General features: G+C 36.8%; 25 protein-coding genes. 11 read left to right on the top strand and 14 right to left on the bottom strand.

Going from position 1 to position 26002, the window contains the following annotated elements:
* Positions 1-144: 144 nt before the first annotated feature.
* The 5 genes from HDE70_RS16085 to HDE70_RS16065 are packed head-to-tail and all read right to left on the bottom strand — an operon-like array spanning position 145 to position 2831.
* Positions 145-522 (bottom strand): hypothetical protein, encoded by a 378-nt coding sequence (locus tag HDE70_RS16085; RefSeq protein WP_183891230.1) that lies wholly within the window; start codon positions 520-522, stop codon positions 145-147.
* Positions 523-532: 10 nt separating this feature from the next.
* Complete coding sequence (locus tag HDE70_RS16080; protein ID WP_183891229.1) at positions 533-1282, bottom strand: hypothetical protein; 750 nt, start codon at positions 1280-1282, stop codon at positions 533-535.
* A 3-nt stretch (positions 1283-1285) separates the two neighbouring features.
* Positions 1286-1567 (bottom strand): hypothetical protein, encoded by a 282-nt coding sequence (locus HDE70_RS16075; protein WP_068399308.1) that lies wholly within the window; start codon positions 1565-1567, stop codon positions 1286-1288.
* A 12-nt stretch (positions 1568-1579) separates the two neighbouring features.
* Entirely contained in the window at positions 1580-1942 is a 363-nt protein-coding gene (locus HDE70_RS16070) for a hypothetical protein (protein WP_183891228.1), read from the bottom strand.
* Entirely contained in the window at positions 1935-2831 is an 897-nt protein-coding gene (locus HDE70_RS16065; RefSeq protein ID WP_183891227.1) for a HEPN domain-containing protein, read from the bottom strand. The genes HDE70_RS16070 and HDE70_RS16065 overlap by 8 nt, the downstream gene beginning before the upstream one ends.
* 391 nt (positions 2832-3222) lie before the next feature.
* Here HDE70_RS16065 and HDE70_RS16060 point away from each other — a divergent pair, with 391 nt between their 5' ends.
* Positions 3223-3588 carry a hypothetical protein gene (locus HDE70_RS16060; protein ID WP_183891226.1) on the top strand — a complete coding sequence of 122 codons (366 nt, stop codon included), beginning with the start codon at positions 3223-3225 and terminating at the stop codon, positions 3586-3588.
* 206 nt (positions 3589-3794) lie between these two features.
* Positions 3795-4700, top strand: a complete 906-nt coding sequence (locus HDE70_RS16055; RefSeq protein ID WP_183891225.1) for a hypothetical protein — start codon at positions 3795-3797, stop codon at positions 4698-4700.
* 66 nt (positions 4701-4766) lie between these two features.
* Here the strand turns inward: HDE70_RS16055 and HDE70_RS16050 are convergent, their stop codons facing one another.
* From HDE70_RS16050 to HDE70_RS16035, 4 genes are all read right to left on the bottom strand, one after another.
* Positions 4767-5189 carry a hypothetical protein gene (locus tag HDE70_RS16050; RefSeq protein ID WP_183891224.1) on the bottom strand — a complete coding sequence of 141 codons (423 nt, stop codon included), beginning with the start codon at positions 5187-5189 and terminating at the stop codon, positions 4767-4769.
* 48 nt (positions 5190-5237) lie between these two features.
* On the bottom strand, positions 5238-6260 hold the full coding sequence (locus HDE70_RS16045) for a relaxase/mobilization nuclease domain-containing protein (RefSeq protein ID WP_183891223.1): 1023 nt from the start codon (positions 6258-6260) through the stop codon (positions 5238-5240).
* Positions 6241-6663: a plasmid mobilization protein gene (locus HDE70_RS16040; protein ID WP_183891222.1), complete on the bottom strand. Its 423-nt coding sequence runs from the start codon at positions 6661-6663 to the stop codon at positions 6241-6243. Before HDE70_RS16040 ends, HDE70_RS16045 begins: the two co-directional genes overlap by 20 nt.
* Positions 6664-6971: 308 nt before the next feature.
* On the bottom strand, positions 6972-7235 hold the full coding sequence (locus HDE70_RS16035; protein ID WP_183891221.1) for a helix-turn-helix domain-containing protein: 264 nt from the start codon (positions 7233-7235) through the stop codon (positions 6972-6974).
* A gap of 279 nt (positions 7236-7514) precedes the next feature.
* Between HDE70_RS16035 and HDE70_RS16030 the strand changes: the two genes are divergently transcribed.
* The 4 genes from HDE70_RS16030 to HDE70_RS16015 all read left to right on the top strand — a co-directional run bounded on the left by HDE70_RS16030 (position 7515) and on the right by HDE70_RS16015 (position 12115).
* Entirely contained in the window at positions 7515-8207 is a 693-nt protein-coding gene (locus HDE70_RS16030; RefSeq protein WP_183891220.1) for a hypothetical protein, read from the top strand.
* Between the two features lie 304 nt (positions 8208-8511).
* On the top strand, positions 8512-10047 hold the full coding sequence (locus tag HDE70_RS16025) for a DUF262 domain-containing protein (RefSeq protein ID WP_183891219.1): 1536 nt from the start codon (positions 8512-8514) through the stop codon (positions 10045-10047).
* Positions 10044-11162, top strand: coding sequence for a DUF3696 domain-containing protein (locus HDE70_RS16020; RefSeq protein ID WP_183891218.1), 1119 nt, complete (start codon positions 10044-10046; stop codon positions 11160-11162). Before HDE70_RS16025 ends, HDE70_RS16020 begins: the two co-directional genes overlap by 4 nt.
* A 2-nt stretch (positions 11163-11164) precedes the next feature.
* On the top strand, positions 11165-12115 hold the full coding sequence (locus HDE70_RS16015) for a hypothetical protein (protein ID WP_183891217.1): 951 nt from the start codon (positions 11165-11167) through the stop codon (positions 12113-12115).
* A 1047-nt stretch (positions 12116-13162) separates the two neighbouring features.
* Here HDE70_RS16015 and HDE70_RS16010 read toward each other — a convergent pair.
* Both HDE70_RS16010 and HDE70_RS16005 read right to left on the bottom strand, forming a co-directional pair.
* Positions 13163-14254, bottom strand: coding sequence for an acyltransferase family protein (locus HDE70_RS16010; protein WP_183891216.1), 1092 nt, complete (start codon positions 14252-14254; stop codon positions 13163-13165).
* A gap of 50 nt (positions 14255-14304) precedes the next feature.
* Complete coding sequence (locus HDE70_RS16005) at positions 14305-15468, bottom strand: DUF6138 family protein (RefSeq protein ID WP_183891215.1); 1164 nt, start codon at positions 15466-15468, stop codon at positions 14305-14307.
* A 240-nt stretch (positions 15469-15708) separates the two neighbouring features.
* Between HDE70_RS16005 and HDE70_RS16000 the strand changes: the two genes are divergently transcribed.
* Positions 15709-16557 (top strand): NAD(P)-dependent oxidoreductase, encoded by an 849-nt coding sequence (locus HDE70_RS16000; protein ID WP_183891214.1) that lies wholly within the window; start codon positions 15709-15711, stop codon positions 16555-16557.
* Between the two features lie 13 nt (positions 16558-16570).
* Here HDE70_RS16000 and HDE70_RS15995 read toward each other — a convergent pair whose 3' ends face one another.
* From HDE70_RS15995 to HDE70_RS15985, 3 genes are read right to left on the bottom strand one after another with little or no spacing between them, the layout of a single operon-like run.
* The gene (locus HDE70_RS15995; protein ID WP_183891213.1) at positions 16571-18238 is read right to left on the bottom strand and encodes a M1 family metallopeptidase; all 1668 of its coding nucleotides are present in this window, start codon (positions 18236-18238) and stop codon (positions 16571-16573) included.
* Positions 18228-19604 (bottom strand): M20/M25/M40 family metallo-hydrolase, encoded by a 1377-nt coding sequence (locus HDE70_RS15990; RefSeq protein ID WP_183868125.1) that lies wholly within the window; start codon positions 19602-19604, stop codon positions 18228-18230. The genes HDE70_RS15995 and HDE70_RS15990 overlap by 11 nt, the downstream gene beginning before the upstream one ends.
* A 7-nt stretch (positions 19605-19611) precedes the next feature.
* Positions 19612-20091, bottom strand: coding sequence for an OsmC family protein (locus HDE70_RS15985; RefSeq protein WP_183868124.1), 480 nt, complete (start codon positions 20089-20091; stop codon positions 19612-19614).
* A 127-nt stretch (positions 20092-20218) separates the two neighbouring features.
* On the opposite strand from HDE70_RS15985, the gene HDE70_RS15980 reads away from it, so the two are divergent.
* The 4 genes from HDE70_RS15980 to HDE70_RS15965 all read left to right on the top strand — a co-directional run bounded on the left by HDE70_RS15980 (position 20219) and on the right by HDE70_RS15965 (position 25939).
* Positions 20219-22120, top strand: coding sequence for a DUF4153 domain-containing protein (locus tag HDE70_RS15980; RefSeq protein ID WP_183891212.1), 1902 nt, complete (start codon positions 20219-20221; stop codon positions 22118-22120).
* 193 nt (positions 22121-22313) lie between these two features.
* The gene (locus HDE70_RS15975; protein ID WP_183891211.1) at positions 22314-24329 is read left to right on the top strand and encodes an XAC2610-related protein; all 2016 of its coding nucleotides are present in this window, start codon (positions 22314-22316) and stop codon (positions 24327-24329) included.
* Between the two features lie 80 nt (positions 24330-24409).
* Positions 24410-25486 carry a hypothetical protein gene (locus HDE70_RS15970; RefSeq protein ID WP_183891210.1) on the top strand — a complete coding sequence of 359 codons (1077 nt, stop codon included), beginning with the start codon at positions 24410-24412 and terminating at the stop codon, positions 25484-25486.
* A gap of 78 nt (positions 25487-25564) precedes the next feature.
* The gene (locus HDE70_RS15965) at positions 25565-25939 is read left to right on the top strand and encodes a hypothetical protein (RefSeq protein ID WP_183868120.1); all 375 of its coding nucleotides are present in this window, start codon (positions 25565-25567) and stop codon (positions 25937-25939) included.
* Positions 25940-26002 lie beyond the last annotated feature (63 nt).

The raw sequence follows: 26002 nt of genomic DNA, 5'->3' as shown, positions 1-26002 counted from the left end.
CAATGTAACTAAAATTTATCACAATTGATTTAACAAACAACTCCAAAAGAAATAAATTATCCCAAACCAACTTACATCATTAGGGTCATTCTCTCGTTCTCTTAGGAGCCATTTTGACTGTTTAATTTATAAGATGAAAGCAAATCATAAACTATCAGTTATATATTTGGTGCGTTCGGCTAATACTGCTTTTAACCAATGCCTGATAACTTTTCTTCCACTATTTACAGCTTTAACTTTGTCCTCTGGGCTAGTAACAAGGTTGTACCTGATCGCTTTTTTGAATAAATTTAGGTAGTGAATTTCCAAATCTTCATTCACCTGAAATTTTGGACTCTCCACATCTATGAAATTGAGGAAGCAGAGGGTTGCCCAGCAATCGCTTCCAGTCGGATTACTAAAATAAGAAGGAAAAGAAACCTGATTGATGAATTGCTGTATAAACACCTCTGGTTTGATCTGGTAAATACTACAAAGTATGTCAAAGTCTTCTGGTAGGGTAACGTTAATTGCTGTTTCCATAAAGGTGAGTTTAGTTTTGAGTGGTAGCCAGATAGTGTGCGAGGTAAATCTCTCTTAAAATATTTATGCGTTCCTCCAGATCACGTATGATGTAGAGTCCTAAATGTAATTCCTCCATTCTCCCAAAGAAATTGAGTTCGGGTTCTGTTAATCGATAGGCTTTCGGCTCATTTCCTCCAAAACCTTCTGCTATATTGGAGAACAAAGAGAAAGTAAAATTATCATAGTTGATCTTTAACCCTTTATGGGCATGGGCATCTGCTGCTGAAATTCTGCCCATAAAATATTCCAGAAATTCCTTGGGATAACAATTATGAGCTTCACAGAGTACGCAAAAATCTTTGTTCAGTTTGATAGCGGAATATTCATCAAGGTATAAGGTGTCTGAAATGGTATATACCCGTTCCATTGCTTCAAAAATCATGTTGACAAGAGGGCGGGTTTTCTCTCTTTTAACAACGGTCATGCCAGCCTTTTTTGTGGCCAATACTTTAATATTTGATAGACAGGATATGAGTAATGCGCCGCAATTCTTCATAGCTTTACTTTCCACAGGCCGTTTCCTTTTTGCCCTTACATAAGAACCAACGGTTCTGGTGGCCTCTGAAAACCCTTCACAATAATCCTCACGCATGGTATCATATAGGGTTACATGGTCGGCGAAAACCTGTAATACTTCCACCATCTCCACTTTATATATCGCACATGCCACGCTAAATTCTAAAGGGACTATGATTTGTTGCTTGTTAATTCGTTTCATCAATCATTTTTTAGGTTTTGTCATTTCAGCATAGACATAACAGGCATTGACCATTTCCAGGAACTGGGTATAAAAGCACATCATATTTTTTGTTAAGTCTTCATCTCTATATGCTGCGGAATGATAAATCCAGGCTTTGTATAGTTCCCATAAATTGTCTCTTGTCTCATGGATGGGGAAGTCTGCAAAAAAATAAGACATCAATCGTAATGGATTTTCCATTTGATCGGCTGTCAGGCCACTAGGCTGATAGTTCAATTGTTTTTTAATTTTCTTAATTTTCATAACGGGTGGCTTTTAATAAAATTCTTGGAAATCTGCCGAATCACCCCTGCACAGCAGGTAGTTCAGCGATAAACTGGCATAATAGCTGAGATATTTTTCACCCTGATGTGAACTACAACTGACAAGTAGGAAGCCTTCTGTAACCTTGATTGATACGCGTTGTTCTATTGCCTCTGGAACTGTTACCACCAGTAATAAGATTCCACCCTTATAAGAGATTACACGCACCTGATCTTTACTATTAGGTAAATGCAATGAATCTAAATTTGCATACCGATCAACTGTTTGACGTAGCAGGATTCTGGTTCCTTTTTCAAAAGGGAGCATTAAGAAATGCTTATTGCAAGGTGAAACTTCTATACCCGGATTATCCATGTATAACCTCACTTTCCTGCATTACGCTTTTATATAAAGCGGCCTCGTTTTCCAGTTGCTGGATTTTCGCTTTACACATAGCCTTGACAAGGCTTACAAAAGCGGTAACCTTATCATACAACTGCCGTGCATCTTCAGCTATAACAGAGAAATGATCACCATAACGTGCTTCCGAATAGCTTTTAATCAAAATTTCAAATAGTCTTTCATCCTCAGAGGTTCCTGATAGTAATGTTTTAAAAGGTTTGCTGGAAAAGCATTTACAGAGGTTTAAAAGACGTTTTAAATTATGAATCTCTGAACGGTATGCGATATGCACTCTAATCAGCACAATACAACATTGTTCTACAGTCTGGTGAAGCATGAAAGTGCATATATTATATTGCCTATTGATCAAACATTGATATGCGCCAGTAAGAAAACCCTCAATTAATGGCGTTCGATGCTGTAGCTGTTTTTTAGCTTTTATCCCGGCTTGTGTAGGGATAAACCTGACCGGGAAATCTGGCCCGGTCATACCGTCATGGCTGTATACTAAATGTCCGGTATTAAAAACCGTAATGAAGAACCTGTTATTGGCCTTCATGGCTTCCAGGATAGTTTCTTTTCCGTGGCAAAGAATAGTAATTACACCATGCTTGTAATGAACATTAGCAAATTCCTGTATCTCGTGATCAATTCGTGTAGTAGTTTCCGTTACGATCAATAAGCAGTAATGACTATCATAGTCATTTCCAGAATCGATAAAACAGCCATGTGATTGCTTTAATAAACTCTTTTTTGCAAAGCAGAAAACTTGTTGAGGTAAGAATTTTTGAATTAGTGATTTGACGAATATCTTAAAATAGAAAGGATGTTCATCTGTCGGGGATAAGACTGATATTTCCATATATACTCATTTTAGTTGGTTACACTATAAATGAGTCTTGGAGGTTGGATTGATAAATTTGGGATCTGCCAACCGTGGCAATTAAAGTTTCTGAAGCCTTATGTTAACACGGAATTACAGCAGACCCCAAATCTATCTCGACATGCAAATATAGCATATCTACACATAGATCATGGGTTAACTGCTGTCTTGCGTTAACGGCTTCAGAAAGTTTGCCGCAAGACTCATTAAAAAAATAGATAAATATTACCTTATCTAACTGCTTGTCATATATTTAATCATAGCCTAATGTACTAATTAAAATTGAATGCTCCAAATTTTAATAGATAGACTACCGTATTTAGGTAGATAAACGTACGTTAATATCCGTAAGCTTTAAGAAAATTTGTAAATGAATGATTCAATCGGTGAATATCTTAGATTAAAGCTTAGAAGTAAAAATATTTTAAACAGAGAAGCTGCCGCTTATATTGGTCTGTCAGAATCTGCTTTTGATAAAGTATTGAAGCTTGATGATATTTATCCTTCTCGGCTAATTAAGTTGTCAGGCCTGTTACAAGAAAATCTATTAGAGTATTATCATTCTATTGAGCCATTAAAGACGCTTTTGGAAGCTGAAAAAAGAATACATGAAGAAGCTTTGCGAACACTTATAGATAAAATCGAATTGCAAAAACAAGTAATTGATAACAAAGAAGAATTATTGACAACTCAGCGAAAGTATATTCTAGAGCTAGAGGGGAAGAGTAAAAAATAAAATCTCAAACTCTAAAATTTGGGATAACATAAGAACGGGAGTGATCAACCTGACAATTCCTCGATATTCAAATAAGCACTTTTTTAGTCTTTCAGTTCCCCCCATGTTCGTAACGAGAGAAAAAGATTAATAGCATTATTTTCCCAAAAAGCTAAATCAAACACGGTATTTTAGCTAATGAATTAATCAAAAAATAAATTAACGCCATGAAAAAAAAACTTCTGATCTCGTTTATAATTATAATGGGGCATTATTCGTATGCTCAATCCAATAAAATTCTTCCTGAAGGTGATGTAGGAATTGGCACCACAAACCCTGCGGCAAAACTTGACGTAAGTATTAACTCTTCAACTTATACAAATAACATCAAATTTGGTGATTCGTCTCCAGCATATTTAACATCAGGAACTTCAGGAGTATATATCTCTAATAACAATGGTAATCCGTTATTTATGATTCGACATACAGGCAATGCAGGCCTGGGAACAGTCAATCCTATCGGAGCATTACATATAAATGGTAAACAGATTCTTGAGGCCCCCAATGTACCAGCCCAGCTTGTAATTAGTAATAGCACAGATATAGCAAACCACTTAATGATGGGATATGATAATAACGTTGATGCAGCAATTATCTCCGCAGCAAGACATGGTCTAGGATGGAGAAATCTAGCTTTAAACCCTTATGGTGGAAATATCGGAATAGGAGTTACTAATCCGAAAGAGAGGCTTGATGTAAATGGAACTATCCACTCCAGAGAAGTAAGAGTAGACTTAGATGGATGGTCCGATTATGTCTTGAAACCAGATTATCAACTTCCAACGCTGAACGAAGTAAAAAAATTTATTGATCAGAACCAGCATTTACCAGACATCCCTTCGGAAAAGACATTGATCAGAGATGGATTAAATCTGGGAGAAATAAATAAACTTTTGACTAAAAAAATAGAGGAATTAACTTTGTATCTGATTGAAAAAGAGCAGCAAATTATTAGACTTGATGAAAAGCAGCAGGCTCAAAATGAAATAAACCAGAAATTACAAAAGCAACTAAACAGCATACAAGAACAACTTAATTCAAATCCCAAGAAAATAGTTTCAAATAAGGATTAATATTAAATAGGCCTATCGCATAAAAATAGGCCTACTTAATGTTATTAAATTATCAGATAAATATCTTTATTGGATATGTTTATCCATTAGCAAATAAGTAAAAATCAAAAAGACCAAACTAATAACACCCAAGATTACTCTTGTTAAAACTGCTCTTACATATTCCACGCTTCTAAGCTGTTCAGGAAATAGTGAAAAATGATATTCCTTTTTAAGCGGTCTCGACCATTTTTCCAATGTTTCATTGATACCAGCCAAACCTTTGTGTAATTCATCCCTCACGACGGACATATCCGGTTTTGAAGCTTCAATAGTGATGTTACCAAACCTGTCTTCAAAGGCAGCCAATAAAACCTGTGTCTCATTTTCCTTTGCAAATAGTGCTTCATTCTTTACTAACTGCTCCTTTTCGAGTAACTCTGTTCTTTTAATCAGGTTTTCAACTACTTCATCTATTATTGTTCTTTCAGTTGTTTGTTGATTGTTCATATTTTCACTCCTTACTTCAAATGTTATGGATTAAATTAATCAGTTTAGTTACCGCCTATTGGTGTGAGCTTGTTCCTTACGCTGCCTATTACGGCCATGTATGGCTTCATCGTCTACGTCATCCGAAATATGAATTTCCGGTAAGAATGGATCAGGTAATATTTTGTTCATGTAATTGGCCTGTGATTCTGACTGCAAGTAATTGATTTCCGGTTGTTCCCGCAGGTAGTGAGTTTCGGGTTCGGACTTTAGGTAAGTTGATTCTATCACTTCCCTTAACTGATCGGCAAGGCTTTTCGACTGCTCTTTTTTTTCCTTTTGCGATTGCCCTTGCTGTGCCTGCATACGGTCTGCTATAACCTTAATCATTTTTCCATAGCTCAAACTGCGGTCGATTTCCGATCCTTTGAATTGGTATTTACCTTTAGTAAAACTAACTCCCTGCACCTCTGCGGTTCCACTCTTGTATTTATACATCATCCCGATTCCTTGTTTACCCAACTGCTTCTGGAGTTCGTCCATGCTGATGACTTTTGGCAATATGGCTTTAATCTTATCGTGGAGTTCATATTTCACCTTATCGGCTCCTTTAAGCTGCGGACGGTTGACCTTTGCCTTTCCTTCACCCATATGGAAACCATACTTTAAGGTGAGTGCTTTGCTGGCTTTTACATTTTTCCACCGCTGATAGGCATCACTAATCGGGTTTCCCTGATTATCAACACGGTTGTAAATAAGATGCAGGTGTGGATGTTTTGTATCGTGATGCCTGACCATCAGCACCTGTGTATCGGTGATATTCATCTTCTGCAAGTATTCTTTGGCCATACTGACCATCAATTCATCGGTCAACTTTGGTGCATCCTCCGGGCTCCAGTTCAGCGCAATATGTCCAACTGCCTGCCCGAGACTTGGCCGCATTTTCCTCTGCATGTTAAAATCGCTGGTAATATGAGCTACTTGATCAATTCTTACGCCATTAGCATCCAGAATTTTCGCATCGTTTTTCAGCACGCAATACTCTACGCGACCTTTAAAACTTTTGCCCGCTTTAGGTATCTTTCCCATCATCGCTGTTCAAATATTTAAGTGCCTGATCTATTTCTTCCAGTAATGAACCGCACCTGATCGCAATAGTCAGCATACCACTGGTATGTGCCAGTTTGGTCAATTGGTTCAGATTATTTGCCATGCCCGCCAGCATGTGTAAAACTCGCCTATCTTCAGCTGTCAACCGTGATACTACTTTTGCTTTCAGGGTGGCTTCCCTAACCCAGTCGCTTATCCGCATGCCCGCCTGCCGAGCTTTGGATTCAATCAGGAAACGTTCTGTAGTCTTAAGTCGTACCTTAACATGCACTTCTCGCCTGATCCTCTTCTTAGGTGCCCCGCCCCTGCCTTTGGCACTTTTCTTTGGCTTATTGAGCTGGTCATTTTGACCGCTCTTTGATATAGTACTGATCATAGTTCTCATGCTTTAAGTGTCTTGCCGGCCTTCCGGCGACCATCGGGAGCAGGAAGCAAGTTTGCCGTTCCAGCCCTTAGGCTGAACGGAGTTTTTGGGTACCAAAAACACAAACTTGCTTCCTACAAATCGCATAGTATGGCGTGCTGAAAGCTTCGCCTTACGCTTGCGATTTCCATGCCCTGCCGTCTCCTGAAAGGAGCGGCAGGGTGCCATTCTTCGCCGGGTTTCCCGGCTCCTATTTCTCTGGTCTTTTGGCACGCTCAACCAAGCGGACAAAAGACCAGGCTGTACAACCTAACAGTATAACTGCGTAACTACTGCCCTCCTTCCAATAGGCGGTGAATGTCTTCCAGTTTATAGTACAGCATGCCTCCAATTTTACTAAAACGTAAGGTGCCGTTAATCCTTAAGGTCTGTAATGTGCCGGGTGAAATGTTCAGAAACTTTCTCACCTCGTAGCTTTTCAGCCATTGTTTTTGGGTGCCCACCCCCGGTTTTAGTAGCCCTTTAATGTCATTTAGCAATTCCGTTCTAAATGTTTTTAAGTCTTCTTTCGTAATCAATTCAATCGCTGTCATCTGAAAAACTATTAAGGTTAAAAAATAAATTACTATTCTTGGAGAAGGTTAATCTGCATCATTTGCAGGCATTTACAGTTCCAACACAACAAAGGTATATTATTGTTATGATAATTTAAAATACACCATAACAATTTAGTACATTTGTATTGTTCCTACTGTGAAGACTGGAATCTATAATGATTGCTTTTGATTAGATTTGATATCTAAAATTAGAGCAGGCTAAATAATGACGTCGTTAGATGAAGCAAAAAGCCGTAAATAAAATTTTAAAAAAAAATGAAAATTAGTTTTAAAACATACCTAAATGATCGCCTTAAACAGGTGGATTTTCACGGGCAGTTGACTTTTCCATTATATATTCAGGTAACCTATGAAAGGAAACCGATCTATTTCAAGAGTTACTATTTTGAACTTTTCTCAAAATCACGCTATTTGCTTACAGTCCCTGGGGTTGGTAGCAAAGCACCGACAATAGATCAAATTATTGAACGGGAAAATGAAGTCATCAGCTTTATCATCGAAAAGTATAAATACAATTTCTCGATTGAACTTTTTAAAAGTGCCTATGCCTACTACAGTAAAGATTTATGCGATATGATGGAAAAGGGGTTTATTGAATATCTACATACTTTTTTCTGGGATGAAGGAAATCCGGCTTTTGGTGATGTACTTTTGCAGGGCTGCAAGAATGTAATTGCATTTGACGTGGTAAGGGATTTCAAGCGTATTTTTAGCAAAGAATTTTATGAAAAAATCGTCAGCAATTCCCTTCAGCATGCACCTCCTTATCTCCCTATCTATGCCTTTATGAACCAAACTAAAAGATGGCCAATGCTCATTTTTACCGCTATGGAGTTTGATCGACCAGATACAAGAGAAAGGTTTCTTCATTATGTTACAAAGTTCTATCCTGACAGACCAGCAGAAGAATTATTGGAAAGGGCTTTGAAGTCGATTGGTTCGCTATAATATGAACAGATAGTAGTTCTAAAATAAACCATCTTAATACAATAATAGGTTTGAGGAAGAATACTATATTGAGCTAGCACAGTATTACAAGTTCCCAGAAACAAAAGTGGCATTTTAAAAGACAATCTTATAGAAGTATTAAATCATCTAGACCTGAATCATAAACAAGATTTATTTGTTCAGAAGGGATTGGTATAATTTTAATTCGGTTTAACATTATGTGTTAAATATTTGCCACCCAAAAACACGACGGTTGCAGAATCAATTATGGCTGACATAGTATTTGTTGTTATATTTGTGACATATGAAGTTAAAAGAATTAGCTGACTTACGTTTCGGACTGCAACTTCCCCGCAAACTATTTGTTTCAGTAAAAAAAACGGATATACCCTATTTTAATCTGATTAGTGCGGCTGATTTCCTTTCAGGGACGAGTTCGTTCATTAGTCAAAAGGATTTTCGTAAATATTTTACTATCGTTAGTCAGAATTTTATCTTTTATGGTGATTATCTTTTATACAAAAAGAATGGACGATTTTTACTTTTAAGATACGATGACCTGAGTGGGCAAACAATTCCACTTGATGACATTTTATTGGTAAGACCTCAAATCAGTATACTTACTGATTTTCTATCTAACAAAAAAAACAGAGAATATTTTCTATCTGAGCTTCAACGTATAGAGGATAGGGAAAAAAAACTTGATCTTGTCGCTATAGGAGAGATTGAAATCATGACTGACGACATTATGGAGCTTGAAAACTCAAATATTGCCGAGCAACTAGGTATCAGTCAACCTATCGATAAATCTCATCTTCCTTTTAGGATTACTCAAAAGCCGCTTCCGATTGACAAACTATTAAAGCGAATCAAATATAATGAGCTTTTGCTAGATGCGGAGTTTCAACGTAGACCCGGTCTTTGGGATCAACCAACCAAAAGTAGGCTGATTGAATCGATGATTATCAGACTTCCAATACCTGCATTTTATTTTGATGGCACAGACGATAATAAATGGCTCATTATTGACGGTTTACAACGGTTAAGTGCTATCAACGAATTTGTAAATGGTAAATTTGCACTCTCCAACTTAGATTATTTACCAGAGCTGGAGGATTTACAGTTTAATGATCTAGAGAGAGCTTATCAGCGAAATATCGAAGAATATGAAATATTTGCTTATGTTCTTGAGAAAGGAACGCCCAAAAATGTAGTATACAAAATATTTAAGAGTATTAATACCAGTGCATTAAAATTAGAATTACAAGAGATTAGACATGCAATAAATCCCGGGGCGCCAGCTACCTTCCTAAAGACTATTGCCGAACAACCTTGGTTTAGGCAATCGATCATCCTTTCGGACAGACAAACAGATAGAATGGAGGATCGGGAGATAGTTCTACGCTTTGTTGCTTTTCAGATCAGATCTTATTTAGAATATCGGCCAACCATAGGGGATTTTCTAGATCAAGCTATGACCGGAATTTACGACATTCCAAAATTTAGACAGACAGCCATTATGGATGATCTAAAGAGCATTTTTGAAACATTGGAAAAGGTTTTTGGAAGCCAAATTTTCACAAGAAGTCTTATTGATAAAACCCGCACGTTCGGACATAGCAATATAATATTTGAACTTTTGACTTATGGTGTCTCAATTATAGATCAGCACAGACGTATGAATATTATCAAGGATAAGAAAGATTTCCAGTCCGCATTTATGGAATATTTTATATCTCGCTCAAGCAGATTTTGGGAAAGTGAATATGCATATTCTCAGGAGGGCTTAATTGCTAGATTTCAAGAAGTTGAAGCCCTAATTAAAAACATATCAAAGTGATTAAACAAATCGATATTTTAAACTTCAAGTCGTTGTCAGACTTTCAAATTCCATGTACGAATCTAAACCTATTTACGGGAACAAATGGAGCAGGGAAGAGTTCGGCTCTTCAATCTATGCTCCTGCTCCGTCAATCCTATCTTAGTAGATATTTCTATGATGATGATGACACCATTTTTCTCGGTGATGAGCAGTCGCTAGTGAATTTAGGTACATATAAAGATGTATTTTATTCAAAAGCTAAAAAAAATAGCTGTATTGATTTTGGAATCAAATTTTTAGATGGAAAGCTGAATTTTCAAACTGTTAAATATAGTTCGGACAATAAGGATTTAAACTCTATAATAGGAAAACTTACCACTGGTATTAAGGATCTTAAGGGGATTTCTTTGTTCAATGACAATTTCCAATACTTAGCAGCTGAGCGAATATCTCCAAAAGAGGACTATCCACGATTCAAGTCGAATGAAACTTCTTTAGGTAAGGATGGTAGCTTCACAGCCCATTTCCTAGAGAAATTTGGTAATAAAGATGTTCAAATTGAAGCTTTTGCTACTTTTGCTGAAATTCGTTCATTAGCATTGATAGATCATGTCAATTTCTGGATGGGTAGGATTAGTGAAAACATTCAGGTACAAACTAAAGAAAACTTAGCTACTAATAGGGTGGAACTTTTCTTTCGATATATTAATCAGGACGGTGTGCCTGGTCAGGACTTCAAACCATCGAATGTTGGATTTGGGATTACTCATACATTACCAATCGTAGTTGCGATCTTAGCCGCAAAAACCGGAGATTTGTTGGTTATAGAAAATCCCGAAACGCATCTTCATCCTGCTGGACAATCTAAGCTTGCGCAGTTGTTTTCTATTGCTGCTGCGAACAATATACAGCTAATGATTGAGACTCATAGTGATCATATTGTTAATGGAATTAGAGTTGCTATAAAAAAACAAATCATTGATAACATGGCGATAACCATCAATTATTTTTCTAAGAATAGTTTGAATGATACGCAGTTGGAACAGATTTATTTGGATGACGATGGAGGACTGAGTGCATGGCCCAATGGCTTTTTTGATGAGTGGGACAAGTTACTCAATGACTTGCTGTAAAAATGGAATACACATTTAATGAATTATCGTTAGAAACACAATCCCCTCTCACTGAAAGCGAAGTCCTAGAATTTGCCTCTATCTGCATAGCGCTTTTTTCAAAAGGTTTTAGGATTTTGAAAATTGCGGATCGTAAACAGCTATTGTCCCATCCCCTTACAACTTATGCTTCTATTGGCGAGTGGGTGAAATCTGATCATAAAAACTTAGAGCAGAGAGTTTTAATTCAAAAATTTAAGAGTATACTTGCTGCATCCTCAAAAGTTATGGATAGTGCATCAGTCGAACTCATAAATGCCTGTCCACTCATATACATAAATATTGGAGGCAATCAAGTTTCCCCAAAGGGATTGAAAGTCGCTTGTATTCTAAAAACCTTTTGTATTAGTTTCAACCTTGCACAAGGATGGACATTACCTATGGTGGCAGCTTTATGGGTAGAAGAAGATGATGGAATTGGCATTATTGAGCAACATGTGGATATAAGGCATGTGGGTGAAGTTTTACACCTCAAGTATCATGAAGATTGGATGCTATTACAACTTAAGAGTAATAAGCTATTCTCAGGATGGAACCCCTACAAGGAGTATTTTCCTAATCTTAATTATTCTGATGAACTGGTAAAAGACGGAAATTGGGATGAATTTAGAGATAAATGTCGTAATATTTCCACAGAACTCCGAAGAGCTATGATTATCGATTTTGGAAAGAAAGTGGCAGAGAGAAATAATTATATATATGATCAAAAATTAAGTGCGCTAAATACTTCTGATGCGAAAAAACGAGTGATTTACCATGCTGGCTCTAGCAAGCAAAGGATATATCTGTCAATTGATATGGAAACTGGTGGATTTGAGGTTTGTGATTATATGGGCTTTCATCTTGGCGAATATTTTTATGATGGAACTAAAACCAAGGAAGCTACGTCGGGCCATTCCATTATAGTTTGTTAGTGAGCGGACAAAAAACAATAATTTATTCCTGAGTATGTACAGAAACTAAAAAACAATTTAGAAGAGAAGATTTTAAGGCTACAAGTTGTACAAATTCAAAGGAAGAAAATGGCTTGATCATGAAGGATTTAAATTCAACTTACGATGATTATCCATTTTAAAGTCGAGAAAGAGACCTAACGCTTACACTACAGTATATAGTTTTAAAAGGAATTGCACACTAATTTTATATATAAATATTTCCTCAAAAATTCAATTATAAGTAAATTAAAAGCTATATTCGTTTATAGTTCATTGATAATCAACAATAAGCAAAGGTCACTCGGGCGTTAAATCAAGGCAATCCATATTTAATAATATGTGCCCTATTCGGCTCCCTAACCTGATTTTTATTTGATATATGATTAACAATCAAGATTTTAAGAGTTGGGTCAAGCATCCTGCCACCCCGACTTAAATTAAAAAAAGAGATCAAATTGATCTCTTTTTTTATACAATAAACTTTCTAAAGCCGCGCGAGCTTAAATATTTTTGATCAAAGTGCGTCACGCACGTCACGTCCTAAAAAACTATACAACTGCAATATTGGTCGGGTACTGCCTGAGTACTGTCCGGGTACTCGTTAGGGTAAGAGCAATGCTGAAGTAACGTGAGAGCATGGCAAGTCCAAGTCAAAACAACTAGTTGAAATGACTTGGATTTACCATAGTCCCGGGCTGGTTACGGCCTGCACCTACACCGACCACCACTCATGCACAACTAAAGCACAACTAACTGAAGATTCATAAACCTTAGGATTTTTCCTTTGACTAAGGCATGGACAACTACGGACAATTGCAGACAGCTGCGGACAATTACGGACATTGTCTGCTCCTGATGATGCGCTTTAACTTTAATGATTTACATTTATGGAAAAGCAACTATTTATGGTAATTTTCAATGGTAAATTTTCAAAGGGAATCCTGGGCGATTTCATTTTTAAAATAGTAGATGGAGCACAGGTTGTTTCAAAAAGGCAAGTATCACGCACAATGAAGCAATTCCTTCCTAGCTTCTCCTTTCATTCCGTTTACCGCTTAAATATTTCCTTACAGGCATATCATAAATTACCATAACCAGGTAAGCTACTCCAACCAGCACAACTAACCCGGCTATGATAATGAATGTCAATTGCATAGTGCCTGGCTTATGACTGGTGTAATAATTACCGAACATCCATAATGCGGCATAATGTGTCATGTACAATGGATAGGAGATCTTTCCAGAAAATATACAGATCTTTTTAAAAACAGGTGTTAACTTAGCCCCTGCACCTAAAGCGATCAGCATAGGGAAGTAAAACAAAACGACCAAAGGTTCGGATATCCAGTTCCATTTTGAGACTGGCATTATAAAGGCCAGAAGCAATAATATAGACAGGCCGATAAATCCAAGCTTATTTTTGATGATCCAGTTGGAACGGTAAATAAGCAATCCTGCTAAAAAGGAAAACGATATCCTGACGCTGCCATCCCAAAAAGTAGGGCCACTCCATCCACCCAGTAAATTGCCGGAACGATAAGCTACATAGCAAATAGCCACTGCGGAGAATATAGTCAACAATAGCAGGTATCCGCGGCCAATTTGATAAAGCACAAATGCATAAACAATATTAGCAATATATTCCCAAAACAATGACCATGCCGGAGCATTGAAGCTGAAAAGGTTAAATCCACGATCAGCTATTACAGGTAAGGGAATAAGAAATATCGAGCAAATAAAAGTCAAAATGATTTTACCTGTGCTATACAACTCTGGATGACCACCAAATGGATCGAATAAGAATGCCAGCAGGCCTAATACCGATCCTGCTACAACCAGCGGATGCAACCTGATGATTCTTGATATTAGAAACTTGAAAACGCCCATTTTTGATATACGATCGTCATAAGCATATCCGATCACAAATCCCGAAAGACAGAAGAAGAAATCAACAGCCAGAAAACCGTGCCCAATAAAGTTTTTGCTGGCATCAGTATAAACCCATTCCATAAAATGAAACGTGACAACCGCAAGAGCGGCAACACCCCTTAATCCGTCGAGAATTTCGAAATGCTGTTTTGTTTGCAGAGTTGTCGCAGTGGTTTCGTTCGTATCCATTTAATATATATACTTTTCAGATTAAGTTTAATGTGGTGATAGCATCAGATCTATTTCAACTTTGCGTGCTGAACCGATAGTTTTTTGGGCAGTTGTTGTATATTCTTCTCACATAAATCGTAAAGTTCCAGACCTTTTTCGGTAAAACCATATTTTTCAATATATGCTAATACAAATTCCCCCTGTATACTTTGATGTTCTTCATCGCACATATTCAAATAATCACAGATAAGTGATTGATATTTTTCGTCCATAAGCCCTAATGTAAATACGGCAAAGCTACCAGGCATAGCACAGTGCTCCGCTTCAAAATCATTGTACCATTCAAATTCCTTCATGGCCAGCCGTGCATAATCTTCAATTTTTCCATACAGAGCTGGCCATCTTCCCGCATTTGCAAATAACTGATGAACGCCTTTTTTCTGCAATCCCTTAATAGGAAGCCAATTCTTTTCCGGACTTTTGAAAGTTATGGTGTAAGACCCGGGAAAACCAAATTCTAACAAACGGCAAATAAAATTCAAAACTCGTAGATAGGCTTCTTCTTTCTCCTCCTTCAATGTGATTTTTATAGTGGCAAAAACATCATTCGCATCGCAGGAAACTATACTATCTTTGTATTTTGTTATTTCTACCGGTAATTCTCCACTGCCCTGCTTCTTTAGTTTTGCAGGCAAATCACTGCCAATTGCTTTGGCCATTTTAAAAATATTATTTGCTGTGTATTGGCCTTCACTTCCACCGTATTTTACAAAGCACACTCCAATATAGCAGGCAAAACGCAGATAATCTTCCTGCAACTGCCCAATAGATTTGCCGGGTTTTAACTTATAATGATCACACCCATCATTATCGATAGTACATTCTAAAAATGGATCACGGATATTCCGCTTCACCCAGTCAGACAAGACTCTATCTACATGCCACTGCCATCCACATAACTTTCGCATAGTATCGGAAAAATCCCTTGCCTTTTCATATGCGAAACCACTATTACCAAGTTTAAATAAATAATATTCCAATGGAGCGTCTATTAAAATTTCCCGTCCGTTCACAAGAAAGCATTCATGAGTCGGATAATCAGGCTCTTCACGGGTATTAGACACCTTCGCTTTTCCTTCCTGGATAGAGGTAACACAGGTATCGAACAATTCATTTAATGAGGAATCAGAATTAATATCCTCAAACATTAAATAATCTCTTTTATTTTCCATTATTAACCGGTTGTGCTTGTCTGCTGACAAAGAAACTATAATTTATATGTTTTACAAACATTGCTCAAAAATTCCGCATTGTCTTTGTGTGTCTCGCAGATGTCAAAACTTAAGGAAAATACTTTATTCAGTTAGAACACAACTAAATTTATTGCTGAAAATGTAACTATTTACCTTCAAGATAGACGGACTTCTCTTGATAGCAGTAAAATAATAAGAGGAATTAAAACGCATAGAAAAATGAAAAATAAAAAAATTGGCTGGATTGGTCTTGGAAAAATGGGGCAACCTATGTCCGGACAATTGTTAAAAGCAGGTTATCCGGTTTATGTATATGGCCGCAGTGAGCAGGATACACAAGCTATGGCCGCTAAAGGTGCAGTTGTTTCACAATCTGTGCTTGACTTAGTAAATATCGTCGATATATTATTCTTAATGGTGACCGATGATCACGCTATTGAAGATATTTTTAAATCGGAGGCAGGAGTTCTGTCTGCTGAACTTACCGGTAAAACGATTGTGAACATGAGTACAGTTTCTCCGGCAATCAATCGTGAAATGGCTGAACTTTGCAAGGAAAAAGGTGCATTTTATCTCGATGCCCCTGTTTCAGGAAGTATAAAACAGGCAGAAGAAGCAAAGCTTGTGATTATGGCAGGCGGCGAAGAAGCTGTTTACGAAAGTATTAAACCATTATTCGGCATTTTAGGAGGCTCATCCAGTCTCATTGGCGAAATTGGTGCAGGAAACCTTGCCAAGCTCAGTATCAATACACTTTTAGCCATCCAGGCGCAGGGGCTTGCAGAAGTTGTTAATTTTGCTGAGCATCATAATATTTCAGCAGAAAAAATGATGTCCATAATCAACAATGGGGCGCTGGGTAGCGTATTCATGAAGCTAAAAGGCGAGCTGATCATTAATGAAAATTATAATCCTGCCTTTGCTTTAAAGCTGCTGACCAAAGATCTGAGGCTGGCAAAGGCAGAAGGCCTGGATTCTCCACTAGGGAATACAGTTTGTAAAACTTTTCAGCAGGCGGAAGCAGAATTCGGTAATGAAGATCTTATTGCCATCAAAAAATATCTTTAGCTTAGTTATTGGCTTAATCAGCTTTGATTAAGCCAATATAATAATTAGAGGTATCAACTTCTATATTTTCTGCCGATATACCTGCTAAGTCTACAGGTGTAAATTTAGCAGAAGGATAAATGAAGTGATATGCTCCTTTTGATATTCTAATCCGTAAAGGCATATTAAAGTCCGCAGCTTCCGCAATCCACCTGCAATTCAGCTTCCCTTCTTTAACTGCAAGCTCCAAAACCGGCAGCGTCTTATAATGGAGATACTGATCAAATACGGATTCTAATTTTTCACCGGACTGTGCACAGATATAATTAACAACCTGATTATAGGTCACTGTCTGATGCTTATACTCTTTATTTAACCCACGTAAAATACCCCTCCATTTTTCATCATCATTAATAATTGTCCTGATCGTATTCAGCAACATCGCTCCTTTCGAATACATATCTCCGGATCCCATTTGATTAACATGATAAGGGGCAACAATTGTTTCATCGTTAGCTATACCTGAACGATTGGCATATATATATTCTTGCCCGGCCTTTTTTCCATACAAACTTTCTATAAACAAAGATTCTGCATAACTTCCAAAAGCTTCGTGTATCCACAAATCACCCAGGTCTTTAGCCGTAATATTATTACCAAACCATTCATGTGCACTTTCATGAACAATTATAAAATCCCATTTCGCCCCTCCTGATATGCCTGTCAATTCATTTTTAGGGCTTCCACGCATATAACCACCATAACTGATCGCACTTTGGTGCTCCATAGCGGGATAAGGTGTTTCTACCAGCTTATATCCATCTCCATCAAAGGGATAAGGGCCAAACCAATGTTCATATGATTTTAATAAAGGTTTTACATTCTTTGCAAAATCTATTTTCGCTCTTGACAAGTTATAAGGTAACACCCAGTAATCTAATGTAAGCTCTCCTTTTTCACCAGGATAACTATCACTGAAATGGGCGTAATTCCCAATATTTACTGCCACATTGTAGTTATTAATGGAATTACCTACAAACCAATCAAATCTTTTATAACCGTTCTTAAGGTCAGTAACTTTTCTCAGACGCCCGTTAGATACTTCTTTCAAATCTTTGGGTACACTTACACTAATCAGCATACTATCTGGTTCATCAGAAAGATGATCTTTATTAGGCCACCAGATACTCGCCCCTTTACTCTCACAGGCTGTGGCTACCAGTGGGTAACCGAGGGAGTCTTTAGCAAATACAACACCGCTTTCTCTTGGTGCTTTTAGCGCCACATTCGGATAACCAGAATAGAATACAGTAAATTCATCTTTACTATCTTTTTTAATCAATTCCGGGAAAGAAATAAATACTGCATTAAATTCACGTGTGTATGGAAGCACCTGATTATGATAAACGATTTTATCAATATTTAAATTGGCGAAAAGATCAAATTGTAACCTGGTAAAATCTTGTGTTGCTGTAAATCTAAACAGATTGCTTCCACTGATAAACCTTTTGCCGATATTAAATTTCACATCCAGATGATAGAAATTAATATCATAACAGCTCCGCAATGGAGTAAGGTTTCCTTTGAGCGTATCTGCCCTTGAAAAAGTTTTTCCCTGCACTTTTGATTGTGCTTTAGTACACACGGGCAGGTTCGTAAAAAACACAAAAAATACGAGATATAAGATTTTTTTATAGTCCATGCTGATCTATCAGATAGATCAGTGAAGCCATACTTGCTGCGCCCAATTCAAGTTCACGTTTATTTACGTTTTCAAAAACATCATTTGAGGAATGGTGAATATCAAAATAGCGCTGGGAATCAGGTCTGAAACCAATCAGGACAACTCCCGGAACTTTTTCCTTTAATGGACCAATATCAGTACCTGACTGACCAATGGTCAAACGGTCTGCTTCGTAAGGTTCAAATATAGGTTTCCATTGTTTGTTAATCTTCTTGATAAAATCATTTGATACATCTTCAAAACTGAAACCACGCGGAGTAAACCCACCTTCGTCTGTTTCAATAGCCGCTATATGTTCTTCTTTATTCTTAGCAGCCAGTTCAGCGTATTTAGTCCCTCCGTTATGGCCATTTTCTTCATTCATAAAAAAGACCGCACGAATGGAGTTTTTAGGCCTGTAATTCAAAGCTTTGAATATACGCAGCACTTCTGCTGATTGTAAAACACCCGTACCATCATCATGTGCACCTTCCGCCAGATCCCATGAATCAAGATGCCCGCCCACTGTGATGAATTTATTGGGATGTTCTGTACCTGTCAATTCTCCAATCACGTTATAGGATAATACATCGGCAAGGAGCTGACAGTCTTGTTTAAAATAGAATTTAACGACAGGCAGCTTCCGCATTTTCAGCATGGTGCTCAATTTATTGGCCGCTTTGGTTGATATAGCAGCAGCAGGAATATTTTTACCGTCTTTATCAAAACGTGTGGCACCGGTATGCGGATAATCATCAAGACTCTCAGTCAGTGAACGAACTATCACCCCAACAGCACCATATTTAGCAGCAATTGACGGCCCCATAAACCGCTGGTCGCCTGATCTGCCATAAGCTTCGCCTGTACTGATAAACTTTGGATCAAAAGGACGGTTAAAGAAAACGATCTTACCTTTTATCTTACTTTCACCAAGTTCTTCAACTTCTTTGAGGCTTTGTACTTCAATAATATTGGCAGTAAGCCCATTTTTTGGCGTTGAGACACTCATACCCAGTGCAGCAATTGGTACAGGAATACGATTTTTGCCATCAATGATATAAGCAGTCTCCTTCGCTCCTCTTACCCAATGCGGTACCATGACTTCTTGCAGATATACTTTATCAAAGCCATAACCTTCCATTAGTTTTTTGCTCCATACTACAGCTTTTTGAGCATTATCAGATCCACTCAAACGAGGACCAATATCTTTACAGAGATAACGAAGGTTTTCATAACATTTACTATTCACCAGGGCTTCATCGTAGATTTTACGTATAATCACTGTGTCCTGAGCATACAATTGGTTTGCAGAGAACAACGCAAGAAGAATCAGTTTTAATTTCATTAGGGGATTAACGTTTAGGTTCTACAATACATTCAGGCAAATGCTTGATTGGAAAGTTACAAGAATTGGCAATAAAACATAGCTTACGTGCTTCTGCATGCAAACTAATTGCTTTTTCATGTTTTGCTTCATCAATAATCAGCACTATTGGCCGTAAAATAACTTCTGTAAACTGACCGCTCCCATCTGCATTTTCAGTCATTGTACCTGTCGCTTCATCTTTATAGTCCATCACAATAATATCATTTTGCGAACACAGGTGAAGATACCAGAGCATATGACAGGATGAGATCGATGAAACCAGCAGATCCTCAGGATTATGCCTGGTTTTATCGCCAAGAAAAGCAGAATCAGAAGAGCCATTTATATCAGCTTTCTGATCAATTGAAACAATAAAATCCCGATCATAAGATCTGTAGTCCATTGTTCCCGAACCCTTATTTCCTGCCCATACAAGGTTTGTTTTATACTGATGTGTCTTAGCCATAAATGATCATTTAATATTGAATAAATCCAATTTAGACATTCTTATTTAGTTAAAAAATAAATCATGATTTATTCTGTAAATAGTCTGGTGTTATTAAAAATGAGAATACCTTTGATCAAATTTTCCAATGATGACATTTCCTTCTCTTAAAAAATTACAGCAAAGTGTATATCATGTTTTAAAGCGTTTTCCTTTCGAAATGCTTTTTGCATTTATTGCAACTTTAGCAGCCATAGCCTATATAGAACTGGAAAGTCTGAATTACCTAAAGGAAAGCTGGTGCAAAAGAGTAATAATGACAGCTGCCCTGGGAGTGGTGATTAGCCTGGCTACTACCCTATTTTGTGAAAGCCGGTCAATAAAAACTTCGCACCGGCTAATTTTTAATCTGATTGCGGCATTGCTCACGGCGGCATTATTTTTTACTTTTAGCCCGCTGATAAATGCTGCTGATCTGATCCGTTTTTTCTTACTGATCCTTGCCGGGCATTTACTGGTCGCTTTTGCTGCCTTCACTAAACCTCATGCAATACAAGGTTTCTGGCAATTTAATAAAACACTGTTTCTCCACTTTTTAACCAGCATCCTTTACAGTGCCGCCTTATATGCTGGTATCGCAGCTGCAATAGGTGCAATGAACCTCTTATTTAGTGTAGACTTTAAGTATGATACTTTTTATATCTTATGGGTTTGTATTACAGGTATATTCAATACGGTGTTTTTTCTTTCTGGTATTCCCGGTGATTTTTCTAAACTCAACCAGGACTTCAGTTATCCTAAGGGACTAAAAATATTTACTCAATATGTTCTGATCCCACTTGCCACGATATATGTAGTAATTCTGCTGGCTTACGAATTAAAAATACTGATACAATGGAGATTACCGAAAGGATTGGTTTCTAACTTAATTCTGGGGTATGCGGTGTTTGGTATACTTTCCTTATTGCTTATTTTCCCCATACGCGAAAAAGCAGAGAACAAATGGATTAAAACGTTTGCACGTACTTTTTATTTTTTAATGCTACCGCTTCTGCTCTTGTTATTTATAGCACTGGGTACAAGAATAAATCTTTATGGCTTTACAGAGCCGCGCTATTTCTTAACATTGCTGGCTTGCTGGCTACTATTTATTACGCTTTATTTTTTGTTATCAAAAAAGCAAAATATCAAAGTAATCCCTATTTCTCTATTTGTGCTTACCTTGTTGTCCATTTATGGACCTCAAAGTGCGTTTTCTGTTTCAACTTATTCACAAAAGAATATCCTGCTACAGATTTTTAAAGATAACCATGCTTTACAAGCTGGTAAAATGGTAAGAATCAATAAGATTTCTAAAAAAAATGGGGAGAAGGCGGTAGCTACTTTAGAATACCTTATTGGTCATAATGATTTTGATGTCCTCCAACCTTATGTTACAGAGGATCTTAAAGCGGTCAGCGATTCTTTAAGCAAAATCAAAGATAGTTATGGACACCTCAGTACTTCAAGATATGATATCCTGGACAAAAAAATGAGGTGGATAATCAGCTATTTTGGACTGAAGAAATTTTCAGGGCATCGTTTCTACTTTGACCAAGCCGACCAGCAGGAGAAACACTATATTTTGGAGATTGCTGAGCCAGAAGTTAAAGTAATTACTGGCTATGATTTCATGATTGATCAGGCATATATTGATTTTATTGACACGTATAAGCATTATACAATTGATCATATATCGGTAGAAACAGAAACCAAAAAGGAAGGCATATTACAAATCAGGCTAAATAATGAACTTGCTGTTTTTAATGTAAATGAGCTGATCAGCAAGTTGATGAAACAGGAGCCAAAGTTAAAGCCTTACCTGCAAAAGCCAAATCATGACGATCCTCCGCAATATACTTTGCCACCTTCACTATTGAGCTTCACTAAAAAGACGAAAAACTTCACTGTTACGCTTGAACTAAAAACAATTCAATTTTCTATGAATGAAAGTCAAAAGATAAATTATCAGGGTTATACTACAGGGGTTTACTTAGTTAAAAAAAGATAGGATAAAACTTATGGGATTTAGCTGATATTGATTTTAAAAACCAAGTTTTCAATCATTAATTATACACTGAAATTTACAAATTACTGAGCCTCAGATTTAGCTTTTTGAAGACCTGTTATAAAATGATGTTTGTTATAATAAGTAATGTGTATCCATGTTCACCCCCTCCTATATTTGCAGCTTATAAATTTTTATGCGCTATTTAATATTTTTCCTTTTTATTTCCATCAGCAGCGCAGGTTTGCATGCGCAAGTTCCCCATCCCGGCATCTATCAATTCAATAATCAACTGAATAATTATTTTGGAGCCGGCCATTATGCGAGGTTCTTTAATTCAATTGATGACTTTTTATCCATGAAAATTATCCCTTATCAAGAGGTTAGTGATTACGGATTAACTTACGCAATCGTCTCGGCGAATCAAAGGCATACTCAAATTAAGATTGCTTTTTTAAGAGATACAGTAAGTACAAAAGGGAAAAAACAATTGCGTATCATTTCTAAAAATGTTCGTCCCGGAGACTTTTACTTTTCACAGGAGTTTTCTATTCAAAAAGATTCAGTAATCACGCGAAGCAGCAATGGTGGCTCGCTGGCAGGCACAGGTAATTTACCGGGAGAGTGGTCTTTTAGTAAAAACAGATCTGATTATTTTGGGATTTATAAAAATCCGCTGGTTAAAAACCAATCTATAAAAGATACGGCTTCAGGGAAATATCAGAATGGTAAGAGCTATCAATTTGAACAGGCATTTTTTGAAGGCCGGGGAAAGAGTCCAAAGCCATATATTGATTTGCGAACGAATTTAAATCACGATAAAATTCTGATCTACGACAAACCAGGATCTCATTCTCTAAGCAAAGATTATTTTAGAAAGGGAGAAACAATAGCGATCACGGCTGATGATTCAACGCAATGGTTTGAGGTAGATAGAATTGAGGTGCGCAAGGATACTGGAAAATATTATTCAATGAATTATGGAATAGAGGAAGGAACAACGCTTCTGCAAACGACCAGCGGATGGATCAAAAAAGAAGACCTTGCCAGTGCTCCATGGATCAGGCAGCAACAACAAACCAATAAGTTTCGTTTTGAAATCTCAGCAGATAAAGAGTTCGTCAATGCAGTAAAGATTATTAATAAAAAGACTGGCAGCAAACAGGTACTTCTTGATATTTGGGCAGAATTAAAATCAATACCTACCCAGGTAATCCAGATTGCTGATTACAATTTTGATGGTTATCCGGACTTTATGTTTTTGATGCAAAGTGGTGGAGCTGGCCCTAATTACACCAATAATTTTTATCTGTATAATCCACAAAAAGAGAATTTCGAGTATAATGACGATTTATCCCAGCTTTCACAAGTAGAAATAAATGTAAAAAACAGAACCATCAATAGTAGCTGGCGCGATGGCGCTGCACACCACGGTGGAGAAAAGTATACTTTTATTAATCAGCACCTGACGAAAACTGCTTATTGGGATCAGTATGCACTAATGGGACCTTTTGTACAGGAAAATAGCGGAGAACTAATCGACGGGAAATGGATTGATCATCATTATAAAGGTGCAGAAGTTCTGGCTGACACAGCAGCTGTATATCAACACCCGCAGGAGAATAAGATACCTTTGTTTAGAGTTAAAAAAGGAGATTATGCAGTTATCAAAGCCGAAAATGCATTATTCTTTGAAGTGGAAATTACAACGATCCCGAATCATTTGATTAAAGGCTGGATTGCAAAAGAGAACTTCTTTCCGAAAACCGGTTTAATGTATACCGAAAATACCTCTTTATATAATTTTGAATTGATTAAGGATCAACAGGCCATTCCATTTGCGGTTAAAATAACTAACCGTGCAGACGGGAAGACTTTTCAATATGTCACCGAACTTGATGATGCAGATTCCACAAATACTACACTCTATACAGATGACTATAACTTTGACGGGTATCCAGATTTTTCTTTAAAAACAAGTAGTAAAGACGACGTTGAACTTGGCAATCTATATAAGAACTATTACTTGTATGATCCTATAACTGGCTTATTTACTTTGGATACATTACTTTCCAAATTACCCAACCTTGAGTTTAATCAGAAAAGAAAAACTTATTCTAGCACAGAATTTGTAATAAAAGATAATACAATCATAAAAAAGATTAAAAACTATAAAGTTGTCAATGAAAAATATATCATGATTAAGGAATAACCATTGATAAAAGAGAAATAGATTAGAATAAAAAACAGATATTTAACTACAAGATCAATTATTAAAAAAACCCAATCTGAATGGCCATTATTAAATCATTTACCGCCCTGTTACTTTTTACATTTTCAATGCAGGCAAAAGCGCAATATTTCAAAGTTAGTGCTATAAAAGAGACGTTTGAACAATCCGGAGAATATAATTTCCCTGTATTGACTGGAAAAACCCCTGCACAAAATCTGATTAATACATTTTTACAGGGTAAAGAACTGGATATTCTTCCCGGAAAACAGAAGATCAGCATTTTCGAAAAAGTAAGACCCAAAAAAGGTTCAAATATGGGTATAACAATATTAAATTATAAAGTGCTTATCAATACACCTAAACTGTTTTCTGTTGAAATAAATAGTGAATATACAAATGCATCTCTTAATGAATATTCTGCCATTAACAATTTTGATGCGCAAACAGGCAGGCTTATACAGTTTAGCGATCTGGTAACAAAAGAGGGATATGAGGCAATTCGTCAATTTATTATCAAAAGCCGTAAGACAAGATTGAGCAATTATCTGAAAACTTTAAAAAATTCAGCAGATCAAGATGAGTCTGTGATTAAAACTTATTCTTCATGCCTGTTGGAGCAGGATAAAGATAATCTGAATCTTGACGATCTTAGCTTTCAAAAGAATGGTTTATTCTTAACCAGAAGATCTTGCTCCGGATCTCATTATTTTCAGGCAATGGAAGGGAAAACTGATATTTATGGTAATTTATTAAGCAATAAATTCCTGGAACCTTATTTAAATGAATACGGTAAGTGTTTATTAGCTGTCACAGCATCAAAATGCACAGCACCTCAAAGCCAGGTTTTGAGAAAAGGAGCATTTAAAGGCAAAATTAATCAGCTTTATCCAATCACATTATTGGTTACCTATATTGGTGAAGACTCTTTCCAGGCTTCTTACTTCTATGATAAATATGGTAAGAAAACTGAATTGAGGGGTGCTTTCAATAAGGATTCTTCTCTGTTATTAACGGAGGCACCAAATTACGATACTCCAAAGAAACAGGAAGTTTTTAAGCTGAAAATTAAGGAAGACGGAAGTTTAACTGGTACTTGGAATGATGGAAAAAACACTTATCCAGTAGAATTGAAATAACTTGTAATATTTCAGATACCTTTCAGTAACGTTAATACGAATAGACATCTTTGTATTAACGTTATTGTTTGTAATCTTATGAAACATGCTAAGTATCTAAAGATATTATTCCTTTTTGCCGGAATGATTCTTAGTGCTAAACCGATGCTTGGTTTTGGCATTGTTCAACATGCAAAAGCAGATAGCGGATTAAATATTGAATTACTTCAGAAGCTTTTCAGCAAGAGAAAACAGGATTACCTGGATGAGGATCTTGTGGAGATCATCGCCATTCAAAGAGGGTTAACTGACCCTGAAGTAACTTTTATCTGGAGTGTATGCCGCTTTTTTACCGGTATGCTTATCCCCTTGCTTATTTTCAGCAAAGCAACACAGCATCACCTGCGTGAATTGTATTTACAGCTCCTTCCAGAAAAAAGAATCTATCTTTCCACCGGAAAGCTAATTATTTGAGAATTATATTTTAGTTGATTTAAATCGTCCTGTGCATAATCAATGCGCAGCTATTAAGCTATT

The organism is Pedobacter cryoconitis (assembly GCF_014200595.1).
GTDB classification, from domain to species: domain Bacteria; phylum Bacteroidota; class Bacteroidia; order Sphingobacteriales; family Sphingobacteriaceae; genus Pedobacter; species Pedobacter cryoconitis_C.
Note: the sequence above shows the minus strand (reverse complement) of the source record. Positions and strands in the feature narration are given on the sequence as shown.